This window comes from Pelagibius marinus, assembly GCF_014925385.1.
GTDB lineage: Bacteria > Pseudomonadota > Alphaproteobacteria > Kiloniellales > Kiloniellaceae > Pelagibius > Pelagibius marinus.
The window spans coordinates 1-18,263 of the sequence record NZ_JACSDK010000023.1; the positions used below are offsets into that span (position 1 = coordinate 1).

Consider the following 18,263-nt stretch of genomic DNA (forward strand, 5'->3'; position numbering starts at 1 on the left):
CCCCAGTGCCTATACCGAGAACCTCCGGATCATGCCAAACGACACAATCCGCCGCCCGCGTATCCCTTCCAAATCTACAATGTCAAACAGCCGGCTCGTGCTGGAACCGCGCACAGGCGATCCGCCGAGCATTTTTGCCCGCCTCACCACTCATGAAGAAGCAGAAATCAGGGCAAGCACTATACTGATTAGGAACCGAGCTTTCAACGCCTTAAGCTGTGGAAAACCGGCTCTTGGAGAGCCGCCGCTTGGCCGAGGTTTGGAGCCCCCGGTTCCGGCGACAGCGAGGGGTATATAGGCGGTCCCCGCGGGACTGTAAACACCGAAAATCATGCAGCGCACAAAATTTTTCGCCCTTTTTCGGCTTTACTTTCAAAGTATCCCCAGAGACCTCAATTCGGCCTGCATTTCCGCGGGCAAACCCTCTCCCTCGGCACCGCTTTGATCCAGGTCTGCGGGGGCGTCGGCGGCCTCCAGATAGCGCCAGCCCTGGAACGGCCGGTGGCCCCTGGGCACCACCCGGACCAGTTCCGGGGCCAGGTGCAAACGGGCAAAGCCGCGCCCCTCCGCGTCAACCTCCGGGGTAATGTCGGAAATCGGCTGGCGCACCAGGATCATGCCCTTGATGACCCAGTAGAGCGAGCCGCCGTCCAGGATCTCGTCGCTGCGCTTGGGCATCATACGGGTGTCGTGGCGCAGCGTCTCGCCCCGCTTCAGGCGCCGCGCCTGGAACTGCTCCAGTTGCTCGACGCTCTCAACCCCGACACAAAGCTTGCGCAGATGCAGCGCCATGACCTCCCTCTTCTGTACGCTATCGTTTCGCGACGAGACCTACGCCGCGCGCCCGGCCAGGGCAAGAGCCACCTTGGAAGACGGCGGCCGGTCCAGCGCCCGGCAGATGAAGGCCCCGGCCGCCGCCAGGCGGTCCAGGTCGATGCCGGTCTCGATGCCCAGCCCGTTCAACAGGTAGACCACGTCCTCGCTCGCCACGTTGCCCGAGGCGCCCTTGGCGTAGGGGCAGCCCCCCAGCCCGGCGACGGCAGTGTCCACCGTCGCCACCCCCGCCTCCAGGCAGGCCAGGATGTTGGCCAGGGCCTGGCCGTAGGTATCGTGGAAGTGTACCGCCAGACGCTCCAGGGGCACCGCGGCGGCCACCGCCTCGACCATGGCGCGGGCCTTCAGCGGCGTGCCGACGCCGATGGTGTCGCCCAGCGAGATCTCGGCGCAGCCCATGGCGTCCAGCGCCGCGGCCAGCTCCGCCACCCGGGCCAGGGGCACCTCGCCCTCATAGGGGCAGCCGAGCACGCAGGAGACGTAGCCGCGCAGGCGCAGGCCCGCCGCCGTGGCCTCGGCGCAGACCGGCCGGAAACGCTCCAGACTCTCGGCGATGGAGCAGTTGATGTTGCGCTGGGTGAAGGTCTCAGAAGCCGCACCGAAGACGGCGATCTCCTCCACGCCGGCCGCCAGCGCCCGTTCCAGGCCCTTCAGGTTGGGCACCAGCACCGGATAGCGCACGCCGGGCCTGCGCTTCAGCGCGGCCAGCACCTCGGCGGTGTCGGCCATCTGCGGCACCCACTTCGGCGAGACGAAGGCGCCGGCCTCGATCACCTTGCAGCCGGCCTCGGCGAGCCGCTCGATGAGCTCGACCTTCACCGTCGCCGGCAGGCTCTGCGGCTCGTTCTGCAGGCCGTCGCGCGGCCCCACTTCCACCAGTTCGACAGATTTCGGCAGCGCCATTGTGCCCGCGCGCCCCTTCTCCCAATCGTTTCGAATAATCCAGCCCCAGGCTAAGGTCTGGACCGTCCCGCCTCAAGAGCGGCGGCCCCGGAGGCGCGCCTCAGATCTTTCCCACCACCGCCAGTTCGACGCCTTCCTCGACCAGGTCGCCGGCAGCACAGTTCAGCATCTCGACCGGGCCGTCGTGGGGCGCGGTCAGGGTGTGCTCCATCTTCATCGCCTCCAGGCGCAGCAGCGGCGCGCCCTCGCTGACGCTGTCGCCGGCCTTCACCAGCACCGCCGTCACCTTGCCCGGCATGGGTGCCACCACGCGGCCACTGGCCCCGGCTTCCCCGCCCAGGCCGTACATATCGTCATGCAGCGTCAGCACGAAGCTTTGCCCCTCCAGGAGCACCCAGCGCTGCAGGCCGCGGCGCAGCACCCGCGCGGTGAAACTGCCGTCGCCCAGGCGCAGGGCCAGGGCGCCGTCCCCGGTCTCGACGACCGCCGCCGAGACCTCGCCGCCGGGCAGGCCGAGGCGCAGCCCCTCCCAGCCGAAGACGACGCGCACTTCCAGGCTCTGCTCGCCGTAATGGAAGGTGAAGTCGCGGTGGGTCTCGGAATTGAGCCGCCAGCCGTTGGTGAGCTGCCAGGGCGAATGAGGATCGCCGGAATCGGCTGCCGCGGCGCGGGCGGCGCGGCCGCGCCAGGTCATCTCGGCCAGAGCCGCCGCCGCCAGCGCGCTCTCCGGCAAGACGGTGTCGGCCGGCACCAAGGCCTCGCGCTGCTGGTCGATGAAGGCAGTGTCGACCACCCCCGCGGCGAAGCGGGTGTGGCCGAGAATGGCCTGCAGGAAGTCGACGTTGGTGACGACGCCGGCCACTTCTGTCCGCGCCAGGGCGCGCTGCAGGCGACGCAGCGCCACCGCCCGGTCCTCACCCCAGGCGATGACTTTGGCGATCATGGGGTCGTAGTGCACCGTCACCTTGTCGCCGGCGCGCACGCCGCTGTCGATGCGAATGCCCTCCTCCCCCTCGGGGAAGGCCAAGTGCAGCAGTTCCCCGGTCGACGGCAGGAAGCCGCTGGCCGGGTCCTCGGCATAGAGCCGCGTTTCGATGGCATGGCCGCTCGCGGTAATGTCCGCCTGCCCCGCCGGCAGGGCCTCGCCCGCGGCGACGCGCAGCTGCCACTCCACCAGGTCGTAGCCGGTGATCATTTCGGTGACCGGATGCTCGACCTGGAGGCGTGTGTTCATCTCCATGAAATAGAAGTCTTCGCCGTCGACCAGGAACTCGACGGTGCCGGCGCCCCGGTAGTCGATCGCCTCCGCCGCCTTCAGGGCCGCTTCACCCATGGCCTGGCGCAGGGCTTCGCCGAGGCCCGGCGCCGGCGCTTCCTCCACCACCTTCTGGTGGCGGCGCTGCGAGGAGCAGTCGCGCTCGAAGAGGTGCACCGCGTTGCCGTGGTCGTCGCGGAAGATCTGCAGCTCGATGTGGCGCGGTGAGGCCAGGTAGCGTTCCAGCAGCACGTGATCGTCACCGAAGGAGGCCATGGCTTCGCGCCGGGCGGCCTGCAGCGCCTCGACGAAGTCGCCGGCCTGCTGGACCACGCGCATACCCTTGCCGCCGCCCCCGGCAGAGGCCTTGATCATCAGAGGGTAGCCGACCTTATTGGCCTCCGCGGCCAGCGCCTCGGGCTCCTGGGCATCGCCGTGATAGCCGGGCACCAGCGGCACTCCCGCCGCCTGCATCAGCGCCTTGGCCTCGCTCTTGGAGCCCATGGCCCGGATCGCCGCGGCCGGCGGGCCGACGAAGGCGATGCCGGCGGCCGCACAGGCCTCGGCGAAGGCCGCGTTCTCGGAGAGGAAACCGTAGCCGGGATGGATGGCCGTCGCCCCGGCGGCCCGCGCGGCCTCGAGAATCGCCTCGGCGCGGAGATAACTTTCGGCGGCCGGTGCCGGCCCGATGCAGAAAGCCACATCGGCTTCGGCCACGTGGGCTGCGGCGCTGTCGGCCTCCGAATAGACCGCCACGCAGCGCAGGCCGAGACGCCTTGCCGTGCGGATCACACGGCGGGCGATCTCTCCCCTGTTGGCGATCAAGACCGTATCGAACAAGACCTTCCCCCTACTGCTTCTTCTCGCCGGCGCCGGGTGCGGTTTCGCTCAGGGCCTCCAGGCGGGCGTAGTTGTCCTCGCGGAACTCGTTCATGACGCGGGTGATATCATCGGTACTGACCCCGACCGCGGACAAGAGAATTCCGCCGATCTGCAGGCTCGCCTCGACGGTCTCCGGCACCACGGCCGTCGCCCCGTCGCGCTCCAGCTGGTGGGCGTGGCTCATGTCGTGGGAGCGCACGAAAATCGGCAGCTCCGGCGCGTGCTGGCGCAGCGCCGCCACCGCCTGGCTGGCCTCGCCGGCGCGGTCGATGGTGATGACCGCGGCCTTGGCGCGGTCGATCCCGGCGGCCTCCAGCACGTCGACGCGGCTGGCATCGCCATAGTAGAGCGGCAGGCCGTCGGCGCGGCCGCGCGCAACGCGGGCGTGGTCCAGGTCGAGGGCGATGTAGGGAACGCCGCAGGCCGCGAGCACACGGGCCACCGTCTGGCCGACCCGCCCGAAGCCCGCAATGATGACATGCTCTTCGATCTCCCCTGCCTCGTCCTGCAGGGCCTCGACCCGGTGAGTCGGCTTCGGCGCCGCGAGGCGTGACAGCCGGCCGCCGAGCCAATCCATCGCCGGCGTCGCGGCCATGGAGAGGGCGATCAGGGCCAGCAGGAGCTGTCCCAATTCCGCGTCCAGGACGCCACTCAACATGGCGCCGCCGATCAGCACGAAGCCGAACTCCCCGCCCTGTGACAACAGTGGCCCGACCCGGAGCGCCACGTCGCCGGGCAGGCGGAACAGCAGGCACAGGCCGGAAATGAGCAGGCTCTTGGCGAGCAGCAGCGCCAGCAGCGCGGCCAGCAGTACCAGCGTTTCCCGCGCCACCAGCGGCAGGTCGATCACCATGCCGATGGCCATGAAGAACAGGCCCAGCAGCAGCCCCTTGAAGGGCCTGATGTCGGCCTCGACCTGATGGCGGTACTCCGTCTCAGAGAGCAACAGACCGGCGAGAAAAGCCCCCAGCGCCATGGAGATATCGGCCTGGGACATCAACCAGCCGGCGCCCAGCACCACCAGCAGGGTGACCGCCACGAAGAGTTCCTGGAGCCGCGCCGCGGCAATGATGCGATAGAGCGGGCGCAACACGCGCCGGCCGATGAGGACCGCCGCGGCCACCACAACCACCGCCTTCACCGCGGCGATGGCCACCGCGCCGATCAGCGAGGACTCCGGCGCCCCCAGCAGCGGCAAGAGCGCCAACAGCGGCACGATGGCGAGATCCTGGAACAGCAGCACCGAGAAGGAAACGCGTCCGTAGCGGGTGATCATCTCGCCCCGCTCCACTAGCATCTGGATTACAAAAGCGGTGGATGACAGTGCCAGGCCGCCGCCGACGACCAGCGCCACCTCCACCGGCTGGCCAAGGCTCACAACCACCCCGCCGATCAGAACGGCGGTCACCGCGACCTGCAGCGCCCCCAGCCCAAAGACGTAGCGCCGCATCAGCTTCAGGCGCTCGACGGAGAGCTCCAGACCGATGGTAAAGAGCAGGAAGATCACGCCCAGGTCGGCCAGCAACAGAACGCTGTCGGGATCCTCGATCAGGCCCAGCGCATGCGGGCCCACCAGCACCCCGGCCGCCAGGTAGCCCAGCACCGAGCTGGACTTGAACCAGCGAAACAGCGGCACGATGCAGACGGCCGCGATAAGAAATACGAGGACTTCTCCTAGGTTTGCCGGTCCGTGCATCGCCGCGCCGTCCTAGTGGCGGCCATGCCGGCGCTGTTCGCGCCAGTCGCGTTCGCGGGCGTAGCGCAAGACCTCTGAGAATCCGAAGATGATCAGCCACACACCGATCACGATCTGTAGCGAGGCGATTGCCCGCACCAGAAAGCTGGCCGGCACCAGATCACCGTAGCCGACGGTACTGAGGGTGATGATCGAGAAATAGAGGGATTCCAGGAAGGTTATTTCCCGATCAACGCCCAAGACCGTGAAATGGGCCCCGGGAATCACCCGGTCAATGATCCGGTAGATGCATCCGAAGACCACGACCACGAAGGAATAGTAGGTAAAGAAGGCCAGCGTCGGCGCCAGCAGGGCATAAGCCTGGTCGAAGAACTCCTCGAAGAGCAATCCGGTCTCCAGCAGGAAGGCGGTCACATCGCGGCTGACGACAAACACCACCACGGCGATGAGGCCCATGCTCAGAAGCAGGAAAGCGCTGATGGTCTCCGGGCGATAGTCCTTGTGCGGTAGAATGAAGGTCGCCAGACCCACGGCGAAGACAGGCAGCAGCCAGAGGAAAAGCCGTGGCGCGTAGTGAACCCGGCTTTCGGCTTCGTGCCGCACCAGGTTGTTTATCTCTTCGCGCCGCAGGGATACACCGGCAATGAAAGCCGCGATGGGCAATACGAAGGAAATTCGAATCGCCCAGTCGCTCGCCGTCTCGAAGTTGGATTCCACGAAGAAGGTGAAGAGGCAGGCATAGATCGACAGAAAGTTCGCCAGCGCGATGGTGGTGAAGTGGCTGCCCGGGAAGAGCCAGTAGAACAGGGTCACGCTCAACCCCAGAGCCGCCAGCATCACAATGAAGAAGAGCCCGAAGGTATCGGTGACCGCCACCGACACCAGGACATAGAGCCCCAAGGTCAGCGTGAGGCCGCGCAGCCAGTAGCGGTCGGGCCTCGCCATAGCGGATCAGTCTCCCTGCCAGTCCGGCCGACGCTTTTCCAGGAAGGCGGCGACGCCTTCACGGCCTTCGTCCGAAGCGCGCAGGTCGGCGATGCGCGTGGCGGTCTCCTCGATCAAGGCTTCGTCAACCCTCTTGCCTGAAACCGCGAAAATCAGATCCTTTGCGGCCAACTGTGCTGCCGGTCCGCCGCTCAACAGGGCGTCGATCACCTGCCGCCCCTTCGCCTCCAGCCCGTTGCGGTCGACCACTTCGTGGACCAGTCCCAGTCGCTCGGCCTCCCAGGCGGAGAAAGTCTCCGCGGTGAGGAAATAGCGCCGCGCCGCGCTCTCGCCGAGCTTCGCCACGACATAGGGGCTGATGACCGCCGGAATGAGGCCCAGCTTGACTTCCGAAAGACAGAACTTCGCCTCTTCCACCGCGATCGCCACATCGCAGCAGGCGACCAGCCCGACACCGCCGCCGTAGGCCGGTCCCTGCACCAGGGCGATCGTCGGCTTCGGCAACTCGTTCAGGGTCCGCAGCAGGCGGGCCAGCCGCCGCGCGTCTTCCAGGTTCTCGGCCCGCGAATAGCCGGCCATGGCCTTCATCCAGTTGAGGTCCGCGCCGGCGGAGAAGCTGCGCCCCTGGGCGGCCAGCACCAGCATGCGCACCCGCGGGTCCTGGCCGACGCCGTCCAGGGCTGCGGTCAGTTCGGCGATCAACACCTCGTTGAAGGCGTTATGCACCTCGGCGCGGGTCAAGGTGATCCGGGCGACGCCGCGCTTGTCGATCTCCTGCACGAACAACGGATAGGTCATACGCTACATCCGGAAAATGCCAAATCGGGTCGGCTCCAGGGGCGCGTTCAGGGCCGCCGAGATTCCCAGGCCGAGGGTCATACGCGTATCCAGTGGGTCGATGATACCATCGTCCCACAGCCGCGCCGTCGCATAGTAAGGATGCCCCTGCGCTTCGTACTGGGCGCGGATCGGCGCCTTGAAGCTCTCTTCTTCCTCTTCGGGCCAGTCCTCGCCCTTGGCCGCCAGGCTGTCGCGGCGGACGGTCGCCAGCACGTTGGCCGCCTGCTCGCCCCCCATAACGGAGATGCGCGCGTTGGGCCACATCCACAGGAAGCGCGGGCTGTAGGCGCGCCCGCACATGCCGTAGTTGCCGGCGCCGAAGCTGCCGCCCAGGATCACCGTGAACTTCGGGACCTTGGCGCAGGCCACCGCGGTGACCAACTTGGCGCCGTCTTTTGCGATGCCGCCGGCCTCGTACTTGCGCCCGACCATGAAGCCCGTGATGTTCTGCAGGAAGACCAGGGGAATGCCGCGCTGGGCGCAAAGCTCGATGAAATGCGCGCCCTTCAGCGCGGATTCCGAGAAGAGGATGCCGTTGTTGGCGAGGATGCCGACCGGGTAGCCCCAGATCCGCGCAAAGCCGCAGACCAGGGTTTGTCCGTAGAGCGCCTTGAACTCGTCCATCTCGCTGCCGTCGACCAGACGCGCGATCACCTCGCGCACGTCATAGGGTTTGCGCAGGTCGCGCGGCACCAGGCCATAAAGCTCCGCCGGATCGTAATGCGGCTCGGCGGGCACGGCGGCGTCCAGAGCGGCCGGCTTGCGGTAGTTGAGGTTGGCGACGATGCGCCGGGCGATGGCCAGGGCGTGGGTGTCGTTCTCGGCATAGTGGTCGGCCACGCCGGACGTGCGGGTGTGGACCTCGGCACCGCCAAGATCCTCGGCACTGACCACCTCGCCGGTCGCCGCCTTCACCAGCGGCGGGCCGCCCAGGAAGATGGTGCCCTGCTCCTTGACGATGATGCTTTCGTCGGCCATGGCCGGCACGTAGGCGCCGCCGGCGGTGCAAGATCCCATCACCGCGGCGATCTGCGGAATGCCCTTGGCGGAGAGGTTGGCCTGGTTGAAAAAGATGCGCCCGAAGTGATCGCGGTCGGGAAAGACCTCGTCCTGGTTGGGCAGATTGGCGCCGCCGGAGTCCACCAGGTAGATGCAGGGCAGATGATTCTGCTCGGCGATCTCCTGGGCACGCAGATGCTTCTTCACCGTGATGGGATAGTAGGTCCCGCCCTTGACGGTCGCATCGTTGACGACGATGACGCACTCCCGCCCGGAGACCCGCCCGATGCCGGTAATCAGGCCCGCCGAGGGCACCTCGCCGCCGTAGAGGCCGTCGGCCGCCAACTGGGACAGTTCCAGGAAGGGGGAGCCGCTGTCGAGCAGGCGGCGGATCCTTTCGCGCGGCAGCAGCTTGCCGCGCCCGAGGTGGCGGTCGCGCGCCGCCGGGCCGCCGCCTTCCTTCACCTTGGCGACTTTGGCCCGCAGGTCGTCGACCAGCACCTCGTTCGCCTGCCGGTTCTCGGCAAACTCCGGGTCGCGGGGACTGACTTTGCTGAGAATCAGCGGCATGAACTCGACGAATCGGCAGCGGAGAGGACGCAACTAGTTTGGACAGGCAGGCCAAGGCAGCAAGCAAAATCCACAGCGAAGCTGGGGAATGCACCCGCGCAGCCTCAAAAGCCGCACCCCGCCCAATTGCTTACTCAAATTTAACCACTGACACCTAGCTTGGGCCCACTAGGGCCAATCCCTAGGAAGGAGCGAAGCTATGCCCTATGTGGCCAGAGACGATCAAGGACACATTGTTGATGTCCAGGAACGCGAGACCGAAGCTGCCTACGAGCAGGTCGCGCTCGACGATCCCGAGTTGGTGTCCTATCTCAACAACGGCCTCGGGGAAGCGGAGATCCAGGCGGAACTCGAAGCCTCGGACCTTGAGTTCATCCGCGTTATCGAGGACGTGATCACCGTCCTGATCGACAAGCGGGTGTTCATGCTGACGGACCTGCCGGCGCCGGCCCAGGAAAAGCTCGCCCGGCGCTACAATCTGCGCAGCAAGCTATCCGACCTGGGCAGCATCATCGGCGAGCACGAGGACATCATGCTGCCCTGAGCAGCGCGACGACCTTCCCCCGCCGCTGCAGGGTCCCTTGCAGAAAAGCCAATAATTATGTATGAGTAGCTCTTTCGCCCCGTGCGCCGAGAGAACTGCCGCCATGCAAGTCGCAGCGCCTCCCAGCCTGCTCAACCAAGCGCCCAAGCCGCGGATCGTCCAGTATCGCAACAAGCGCTACTCGGTGCGGCTGGAGCCGATCTACTGGCAGACCCTGGAGGTCCTGGCCGACCGCGAACGCATACGCCTCGGCCGCTTCGTGGCGGAACTGGCGGAGAACTACGAAGGGCCGAACTTCTCCTCCTACCTGCGCGTCTTCTGCATGCTTGAAGGTGAGCAGGCGCTGGCCCGCGAAACCCTGGGGCCGACACACCACGGCTTGCTGGACGTGGTCACCAACTGCCCCAATCCGGGCCTGATCCTGTCGCGCTACCGAACGGTCATCGCCTACAACAGCGCCTTCGGCGAGTGGCTGGGCCCCGCCGACGTCGCGGTGGTCGGGGCCGAGTTGACGACGCTGGTCCAGGTCCGCACCCGGCGCTCCCTGACCGACGTCTGGCAGGACCTGGTGGACGGCCGCGAGCCCAAGGCCGACGCCAAGCTGCTCTACGTGGCGCCCGGGCGCGTCAACGCCGCCCAGGCCACCATCCTCGCCCTACGCTCCCAGGCCTACCAGGAGTTCTATGCGGTGATGTGGCTGTCGCCGCAGGCCCGCCGGGTCGGCCCCAGCGGCAGCAATGCGCCGCCGCCTCCTTTGTCCGACTGACAGACGACACGCGAAGAACCGCGCGCCCTTGCGGCCCGCGGCTGTCTTCAGCCCAGACGGCCTTGTTCAGGCCGCGTTGGGATCGTTGATGATGAGGATATCGCTGGCGCTGTAGACGGTGAGGCCGCCTTCAAAGCTGTAGAAATGCAAACCGGTCACGTCGACGCCGGAGGCTGTGACATGCGGGTCGGCGATCCCGAAGCCGGTGATTGTCTCGTGGGTCATGATATTGACCGAGACATCCTCGCCCATGAACAGCACGACCTCGCCGGAAGAATCCGGCAGGAGATCGCCCAGCTCCAGTACCACGGAATCGGCGGCCAAGTCGTCCGCCGGCGAGGGGGCGCCGGGCTCGACGATGATAAGCGGCAGCTTATCCGTATCGACATGCAGATTCAGGGCCTCCTCGGCGGGCGCTTCCGCGCTCACCGGAGCCTGGGGCAAGTCAATCGCTGCTTTATCGTCGTTCATGCCGAGATTCTGCCACCCTAGATGGCCACGAATGTTTCATTCCTGGAATCAACATAGAACGTCGTTCAACAAAGGACAACTATTCTGGGGGAGAGCGGCCGAATTAATAGGTTCATTGTCCTATTTTTCTGCCGAATTCCACCGTAAGGCACCTTAACTCGCGCCCCAGTCACTCGGTTCCCATTCCTGGCGCCCACCACGCCCAAGACAAAACCGGCCACGACAAAGAAAAACGGCGCTCCCCATTCCGGGAAGCGCCGCTCTTTACTCTCCAGGACCGCCGGGGCGGCCCCTTAGATCTTAGTCGGCCAGGCCGTCGATCCAGGACTTGTGCTCGACGACCGCCTGCTCCGGTGCGCTGACACCCAGGGTCTCCAGCAGCACGCCGCCGACCCCGAGAATACGGTACGAGGCAAGCTGCTCGTTGGTCTGCGCGGTGATGAGCTGGCCTTCCGAAGTGAAGAGCTCGTTCTCCGCGTCGAGGACGTCCAGCAGGGTCCGCTGCGCCACCTCGAACTGCTGCTCGTAGGCACCCAGGGTCGACCGGTTGAAGTCACGGGCGTCTTCCAGGGCCTCGATGCTGTCGCGGGCCGCCTCAAGCTCGAACCAGGAACGGCGCATCTCCTGCTGCGATTCCAGCACGGAGCGATACCGCCGGTTCTTGCTCTCCGTCAAACGGAAGAGTGCTTCCTGACGGGCCGCGCGGTCGATGCCGCCACGGAAGATGTTCCACCGCACCCGCACCATGAGCTGATTGTTGAACTCGTAGGTGTCGAGCGCCGAGGTGCCGTCGTTGTATTCGGACTGGGCTTCCAGGGTGACCGCCGGATAGAGCGGCACCTCCGCCAGTTCGATCTCGGCTTCCGCCGTGCGGACGTCGGCCTCGAAGATCTTGGTGGTCGGATTGTTGCGGACCGCAAGCTGCACGGCCTCATCCAGATCCGCCGGCAGCGAGGCCGCCGGGAACTCCGGATAGCTCAGGTCGTTGCCCGGGAAGGAGCCGACGATGCGGGTGTAGACCGCCTCAGCGACCCTCAAGTCCTGCAAGGTGGTGACCAGCGTGTTCTTGGCGCGCGAGTAGCGGGCTTCGGTCTGGTCGACGTCAGCCTGGCTGCCGCCGCCGCCCTGCAGACGCGCACGCTGCGCATCCAGGACCTGCTGGTGGTAGGCCACGTTGTCTTCGGCCAGGCGAACCAGGTCGCGCTGACGCAGAACTTCGACGTAGGCGCCGATGGCATCGAGCGCCAGAACTTCGGAGTTCTCGAGAACCCGGTTGGCCGCCGATTCAACGCGCGCCATTTCGCGTTCGACCGTCGCGCCGGCCTCGAAGCCGTCGAACAGCCGCTGCTGCAGCGTGATCGAAGACTCGCGGCGGTTGGTCGTCTCGGTGCCGCCGTTGTTGTTGGCGCGAGACGTCGAGTCATTGAAGTTCTCGATACCGATACCGGCCGCCACGTCGATCTGCGGCAGATAGAGGCCGCGAGCCTGACGCAGTTCCTGGTCAACCGCTTCACGGTTGCTGGCCACGATACCGATGTCCGGGTTGGTGGCGATCGCCTGTTGGACCGCCTCTTGCAGCGTCATCGCATTAGCCGACACCGCCAGTGGAAATACCAAGGCGCCACCCAGAAGGGCCGCCTTAAAGTTGTTCAAACTCGTCCTGCGAGACCAGCGCATGCTAGCTTCCCCCGACATAAAACCTTGCATCCAATACCCCTCCCCCGTGTCGGACCTGTAGCGTCCCTAATGACCGGACGATAAGGCAAACAAATCTAGAAATATGCGCGACTTGTAACCCGTTTCTAGTTTGGCTGTCAACGCGGCCCCCGAAGGCAAAACAGAGTTAATTTGGGGTAACGTTAACTGACATGCCACACTGTGCCAAATTAGCCACAGTCACACCTGTTCAGCGCACTCCTGAGTTGAATTCAACTCATCACAACTACTTTCGCTATTTCCTGGAGGGCCGCAGCCCATCCTGAAACGCGCCAGATGGAGAAACCGTCGCACGCCCCGCCTGCCTAGGCCGCCCCGACCGATTCTGTCAACCGGCTGTGAACAGCGGGCCTAAACGGTAACGTAGCGCGGGCGGGTTTCACTAAGTTAATTCTACACACAATCATGGGGCGATGCTAAGGAATTTAACCCCGTCGCATCGGTTTTCGGGCTTCGCGCAGACCTCGGCGCAATTCAGGCCATGCTCTCCCTTAGAAGATGTGATAAATCACACAGTCATAGGAGCTTACGCCCCCTAGCTTGGCTTGGCCCGCGGCGTACTCTGGAGGTTTATCCCTTGGGGGTCGCCAGAGGGACAGAAGCCAAGGGATCCGCGATCCGGCAGCGGCCGGAGGGGGTCCCGGGGGCCCGCCCCCGAGGGCCGCGACGAAGGAAACAGCGCGGCGCCGCGGCGATGGCCGGCTCCTTTCGATTCAGTTAGGTGACAGACGGAGAGTCGCTTCGCACAAGGGCGCACGCATCAACTTGGAAAGCCCTGGCCGCAAGATGAAAGTGTGTTATTAACGCTTTTAGAATGATGCATTGCTACTTTTTCTGAGGCCGATCAGAGTATTTGACGCCTCGTCCTTTTGCGAATTCGTAACAATTCTCATGAAGCTTTGGGCACGGGAACTCTTTGGTCAAAAAGGCAAGGCCACTCCCTGCCTTCGGGATGGCCGCCCAAGCGTTCGCTGCCGCCCCGGCGGCCCCCAAGGGGCTTCCGGCACATCAAACACGTTTGTAAAGGCAAAGGGATAGTATGGCTGCCCGCGACGATAGCACCGCCTTCAAGGACAAGCCCGACACAGGCGACAGCAAAGCCAAGGACGGCAAGGCGGAGACCTGGTCCGATCCGGATCTGAAGGATCCCGGCGCCGCGGCGGAAGAGAGTTCCATGTCCGCAAATCTGGCGGAAGCCGAGAACGCGGACGACGATACGACGGATACCGTGCCCGACACACCGCGGCCCACTGCGGTTCTCAAAGCCAAAGACCTGATGGAAGCGGCGGAGCCCGAGAAGAGCTGGGACGTCGCTCCCGCCACTATCGATTTCGAGGATCCGTTGGTGCGCTGCCTGTCGATGCTGGCCGGCCTGCTGCAACGCCCGATCTCCTCCGAGGCCCTGAAGGCGGGCCTGCCGCACGCCAACGAGCCCTTCACGCCGGAACTCGCCGTGCGCTCGGCCGAGCGCGCCGGCCTCTCCGCGCGTGTCGTGCGCCGTCCGCACCTCAATCGGATCCTGCCGGTCACCCTGCCCTGCATCCTGCTGCTCAAGGGCGGCAGCTGCTGCGTACTGCAGAACATCAGCCGCGGCCACGCCGACGTGCTGCTGCCCGAGGCCGGTGGCACGCCCAAGACCGTCGAGTTGCAGAGCCTGCAGGAGCAATACACCGGCTATGCCATTTTCGCCCGGACCGAGGCGCGCTTCGACGAGCGCGCGCCGGAAAACAAGCTGGCCGAGCCGCGCGCCTGGTTCTGGGGCACGCTGTGGCAGTTCTGGCCGATCTACAGCCACGTGATGCTGGCCTCGATCCTGATCAACTGCTTCGCCATCGCCAGCCCGCTGTTCATCATGAACGTCTATGACCGCGTGGTGCCGAACCAGGCGATCGAGACGCTCTGGGTGCTGGCCGTGGGCGTGATCACGGTCTTCGGCTTCGAGTTCGTGATGCGCAATCTGCGCACCTACTTCGTCGACGTCGCCGGCAAGAACGCCGACGTCATCATCGCCAGCCGCCTGCTGGAGCAGCTGATGTCGACGCGCCTGGACTCCAAGCCGGCCTCCACCGGCGCCATGGCGAACAATCTGCGCGAGTTCGAATCGCTGCGTGAGTTCTTCACCTCCGGCACCCTGGTGGCACTGGTCGACCTGCCGTTCATCTTCCTTTTCATCGGCGTCATCTACATCGTCGCCGGGCCGGTCGCCGTCGTGCCCCTGTCCATGGTGCCGCTGGTCATCCTCACCGGCCTCTTCCTGCAGTACCCGCTGCGCGCGCTGGTCGAGAAGAGCCAGCGCGAGGCCAGCCAGAAGCACGCCCTGCTGGTCGAGACCATCGACGGCCTGGAGACCATCAAGGCGACCGCCGCCGAGGGCCGGGTGCAGAAGTCGTGGGAGCGGTTCGTCGGCCTGTCCGCCGCCTCTTCGGGGCGCGCGCGCTTCATCGCCGGCCTGGCCACCACCTTCGCGCAGATCGCCATCCAGATGTCGACCGTGATCGTCATCGTCTACGGCGTCTACCAGATCGCCGAGGGCAACATCACCATGGGCGCGCTCATCGCCGCGACCATCCTGACCGGCCGCGCCCTGGCGCCGCTGGGCGCGGTGGCGGCCATGCTGACCCGCCTGCAGCAGTCCCGCGTCGCCCTGAAGTCGCTCGACAACCTCATGAAGGCACCGGTCGAGCGGGCCCAGAACAAGCAGTTCCTGCACCGCCCGCGGCTCAGCGGCCAGATGGAGTTCAAGCAGGTCACCTTCAGTTACCCGGGTCAGGAGACCAAGGCGCTGGACGGTCTGAGCTTCAAGATCAATCCCGGTGAGCGGGTCGGCATGCTGGGGCGCATCGGCTCCGGCAAGAGCACCGTGGCCCGCATGATGGTCGGCCTCTACGAGCCTATGGAAGGCGCGGTCCTGGTGGACGGCACCGACATCCGCCAGGTCGATCCCGCCGACCTGCGCCGCAACGTCGGCTACGTGTCGCAGGACAACTATCTCTTCTTCGGATCGGTGCGCGACAACATCTGCTTTGGCGCCCCCCACGTGGACGACGAGAGCATCCTGCGCGCCGCCGAGGTAGCCGGTGTCAGCGATTTCCTGCGCACCCACCCGCACGGTTTCGACCTGCAGGTCGGCGAGCGCGGCATGGGCCTGTCCGGCGGCCAGCGCCAGTCGGTGGCGATCGCCCGATCCATGCTGCTCGACCCTCCGATTATCCTGCTGGACGAGCCGACCAGCCATATGGATAATTCGTCGGAAGCGGCCTTCAAGCGGCGCCTCGAGGGCACCTTGAAGGGCAAGACGCTGTTCCTGGTGACACACCGCAGCTCGCTGCTGTCCCTGGTCGACCGCCTGCTCATCATCGACAACGGCAAGATCGTGGCCGACGGTCCCAAGGACGAAGTGCTGAAGGCGCTGCGCCAGGGCCAGATCCGTGCCAGCAACGCATAGCAACCAGACCCGCCCAGGCCCCCGGCCGGCACAGCGAACCCAGGTTTGACGAGGATCAGAAAGAAATGAGTGCACACGGCGTTTACGATCGCGACGATCTGGACTTCATGCCGGATGTGCATGCCGCGACCCGGCATCGCGGCAGACGTTTCGCCTATATCCTGACCATTCTTTCGGTCAGCTTCTTCGGCGTCATGGGCGTCTGGGCGCACTATGCCATCCTGGACGAGGTGACCCGTGGCGAAGGCACCATCATCCCCTCCTCCCGCACCCAGGTGATCCAGAACCTGGAAGGCGGCATTCTGGCCGAGATCCTGGTCCACGAGGGCGACATCGTCGAGGCTGGCGACGTCCTGGTGCGCATCGAGAACACCCTGGCCCAGGCCAATCTGGAGGACGCCCGCTCGCAGTACCTGAGCCTGCTGGCGACGGAAGCCCGCCTGGTGGCGGAGATCGAGGCCAAGGAGTCGATCGCCTTCCCCTCGGCCGTCGAGAACGAAGCCCCGACTCTGGCCGCCGACCAGCAGCGCCTCTTCAACGCGCGCAAGCGTCAGCTCGACGCGCAGATCTCGGTGCTGAAGTCGCAGGCCCAGCAGCGCAAGCAGGAAGTGGCCGAAATGGCCAGCCGGCGCCGCCAGTTGGAACAGAGCCTGAGCCTCGCCCGTGACGAACTGGCGATCACCGCGCCGCTGGTCCAGAAGGGCGTCATGCCGCGGATCGAGCTGATCCGCATCGAGCGCCAAGTCGCCGATTTGGAAGGTGAAATCCGCACCATCCGCACCTCGATCCCGCGCCTGCAAGCGGCACAGAATGAAGCCAACCAGCGTATCGAGGAGATGCAGCTGACGGTGCAGACCGAGGCTTCCGACGAACTCAACAAGACCCGCGCCGAGTTGAAGTCGATCTCGCAGTCGCTCTTCGCCGGCCAGGACCGGGTAACCCGTACCGCCGTCGCCTCCCCGGTGCGCGGCACGGTCAAGGACATGAAGATCAACACCGTCGGCGGCGTTATCCAGCCCGGCCAGGACATCATGGAAATCGTGCCGCTGGACGATAGCCTGATCGTCGAGGCGCGCGTTCGCCCGGCCGACATCGCCTACCTGCGCCCGAACCAGAAGGCGGTCATCAAGGTCTCGGCCTACGACTTCTCCATCTACGGTGGCCTGACCGCGAAACTGGAGCGCATCTCGGCCGACACCATCAAGGATGAGCAGGGCGAGAGCTTCTATCACGTCTACCTGCGCACCGAAGAGAACTCGCTGCAGCACCGCGGCGAGACCCTGCCGATCATCCCCGGCATGACGGTGACGGCGGAGATCCTCACCGGTGAAAAATCGGTGCTGGACTACCTGCTGAAGCCCATCCTCAAGGCCAAGGATTCGGCCCTGCGCGAGCGCTGATCGCGGCGCGGTTCCGGCCCTTCCGGAAAGGCTATCCCGGGCCCGCCGGCAGCACCGCCGGCGGGCCCGTTCCGTCCCTGCCCGTTAACCTCTTTCGACCGCGGAATCGACGGTTTTCCGGGCGATTCCGGCGTCCCTGGGCTGCAGGGCGTAAACCACCTTTGACAAAGCTCCATTAAGGCAAAACGGCGATCCTCTAGGAAGCCCGGCATCAGCATCAAAAGCCGGGTTTTCCGTTGTGCACCCGGGAGCCGCTTTGTTGGATCGCCGCGCCTTTCTCCGTCACTCCGCCGCCGTCGCGGGCGCCGCTGCCAGCGGCCTGCTCGTCGATGCCTGGCGCAATGACGCCGGCGCGCAGAGCCTGCAGGACCTGATGAAGACTGCGCCGAACGCCGGTACGGCGCTGTTCGGCTCCACCGAAGTTTCGGCCGCCAACCTGAAAGCCCTGCCCCAATGGGCGCGGGTCCTGGCCAAGATGAAGTCAGAGCGCAAGCTGTTCCGCGCCTGCCTGGACAACCAGGCGGCCTGCACCACAGCCGGCCTCAGGTCGTGGCGGGAGGTCGCCGCCGAGGCCAAGGGCAAGCCGCAGCTGGAGATGCTGAAAGTCGTCAACCGCTACTTCAACCGCTGGCCCTACAAGATCGACCGCGAGCTCTACGGCGTCAGCGAGTTCTGGGCCACGCCGACGGAGTTCATGAAGCGCTCGGGCGACTGCGAAGACTATTCCATCGCCAAGTTCTTCGCCCTGCGCGACCTCGGCATGGCCAACGAGGATCTGCGGGTCGTGATCCTCATGGACCGGATCCGCCGCCTGGGCCACGCGGTCCTGGCGGTCTACGCCCTGGGCGACATCCTGATCCTCGACAGCCTCACGGACCTGGTCTTCTCGCACAAGAAGTACAAGCACTATGTGCCGCAGTATTCGATGAATGAAACTACCCGCTGGGCGCATTTTTACGGTAAGAATCGCACGGCATCTTTGTAAATGATCGTTAAT

14 protein-coding genes are annotated in these 18,263 nt (G+C 65.5%); 5 read left to right on the forward strand and 9 right to left on the reverse strand.

Going from position 1 to position 18,263, the window contains the following annotated elements; all coding sequences use genetic code 11:
* Nucleotides 1-372: 372 nt before the first annotated feature.
* From H7X47_RS25160 to H7X47_RS25190, 7 genes are all read right to left on the reverse strand, one after another.
* Nucleotides 373-792, reverse strand: a complete 420-nt coding sequence (locus H7X47_RS25160) for a DUF1489 family protein (RefSeq protein ID WP_193371544.1) — start codon at nucleotides 790-792, stop codon at nucleotides 373-375.
* Nucleotides 793-831: 39 nt separating this feature from the next.
* Entirely contained in the window at nucleotides 832-1,737 is a 906-nt protein-coding gene (locus H7X47_RS25165) for a hydroxymethylglutaryl-CoA lyase (protein ID WP_193371545.1), read from the reverse strand.
* Between the two features lie 100 nt (nucleotides 1,738-1,837).
* Nucleotides 1,838-3,832 (reverse strand): acetyl/propionyl/methylcrotonyl-CoA carboxylase subunit alpha, encoded by a 1,995-nt coding sequence (locus H7X47_RS25170; RefSeq protein ID WP_193371546.1) that lies wholly within the window; start codon nucleotides 3,830-3,832, stop codon nucleotides 1,838-1,840.
* 10 nt (nucleotides 3,833-3,842) lie between these two features.
* On the reverse strand, nucleotides 3,843-5,570 hold the full coding sequence (locus H7X47_RS25175) for a monovalent cation:proton antiporter-2 (CPA2) family protein (RefSeq protein ID WP_193371547.1): 1,728 nt from the start codon (nucleotides 5,568-5,570) through the stop codon (nucleotides 3,843-3,845).
* Between the two features lie 12 nt (nucleotides 5,571-5,582).
* The gene (locus H7X47_RS25180) at nucleotides 5,583-6,515 is read right to left on the reverse strand and encodes a potassium channel family protein (protein ID WP_193371548.1); all 933 of its coding nucleotides are present in this window, start codon (nucleotides 6,513-6,515) and stop codon (nucleotides 5,583-5,585) included.
* Nucleotides 6,516-6,521: 6 nt separating this feature from the next.
* On the reverse strand, nucleotides 6,522-7,313 hold the full coding sequence (locus H7X47_RS25185; protein ID WP_193371549.1) for an enoyl-CoA hydratase/isomerase family protein: 792 nt from the start codon (nucleotides 7,311-7,313) through the stop codon (nucleotides 6,522-6,524).
* A gap of 3 nt (nucleotides 7,314-7,316) precedes the next feature.
* Nucleotides 7,317-8,924 (reverse strand): carboxyl transferase domain-containing protein, encoded by a 1,608-nt coding sequence (locus H7X47_RS25190; RefSeq protein ID WP_193371550.1) that lies wholly within the window; start codon nucleotides 8,922-8,924, stop codon nucleotides 7,317-7,319.
* A gap of 199 nt (nucleotides 8,925-9,123) precedes the next feature.
* On the opposite strand from H7X47_RS25190, the gene H7X47_RS25195 reads away from it, so the two are divergent.
* Nucleotides 9,124-9,468: a hypothetical protein gene (locus H7X47_RS25195; RefSeq protein WP_193371551.1), complete on the forward strand. Its 345-nt coding sequence runs from the start codon at nucleotides 9,124-9,126 to the stop codon at nucleotides 9,466-9,468.
* A gap of 103 nt (nucleotides 9,469-9,571) precedes the next feature.
* A complete protein-coding gene (locus H7X47_RS25200) occupies nucleotides 9,572-10,234 on the forward strand; it encodes a ribbon-helix-helix domain-containing protein (RefSeq protein ID WP_193371552.1) in 663 nt (220 codons plus the stop codon).
* Nucleotides 10,235-10,300: 66 nt separating this feature from the next.
* On the opposite strand, the gene H7X47_RS25205 is transcribed toward H7X47_RS25200, so the two are convergent.
* Nucleotides 10,301-10,705, reverse strand: coding sequence for a hypothetical protein (locus H7X47_RS25205; protein WP_193371553.1), 405 nt, complete (start codon nucleotides 10,703-10,705; stop codon nucleotides 10,301-10,303).
* A 300-nt stretch (nucleotides 10,706-11,005) separates the two neighbouring features.
* On the reverse strand, nucleotides 11,006-12,289 hold the full coding sequence (locus H7X47_RS25210) for a TolC family outer membrane protein (protein WP_193371554.1): 1,284 nt from the start codon (nucleotides 12,287-12,289) through the stop codon (nucleotides 11,006-11,008).
* 1,171 nt (nucleotides 12,290-13,460) lie between these two features.
* Here H7X47_RS25210 and H7X47_RS25215 point away from each other — a divergent pair.
* From H7X47_RS25215 to H7X47_RS25225, 3 genes are all read left to right on the forward strand, one after another.
* Entirely contained in the window at nucleotides 13,461-15,866 is a 2,406-nt protein-coding gene (locus H7X47_RS25215; RefSeq protein WP_227010806.1) for a type I secretion system permease/ATPase, read from the forward strand.
* 65 nt (nucleotides 15,867-15,931) lie between these two features.
* Entirely contained in the window at nucleotides 15,932-17,266 is a 1,335-nt protein-coding gene (locus H7X47_RS25220; RefSeq protein ID WP_193371555.1) for an HlyD family type I secretion periplasmic adaptor subunit, read from the forward strand.
* Between the two features lie 259 nt (nucleotides 17,267-17,525).
* On the forward strand, nucleotides 17,526-18,251 hold the full coding sequence (locus H7X47_RS25225) for a transglutaminase-like cysteine peptidase (protein WP_193371556.1): 726 nt from the start codon (nucleotides 17,526-17,528) through the stop codon (nucleotides 18,249-18,251).
* The last annotated feature ends 12 nt before the right edge of the window (nucleotides 18,252-18,263 follow it).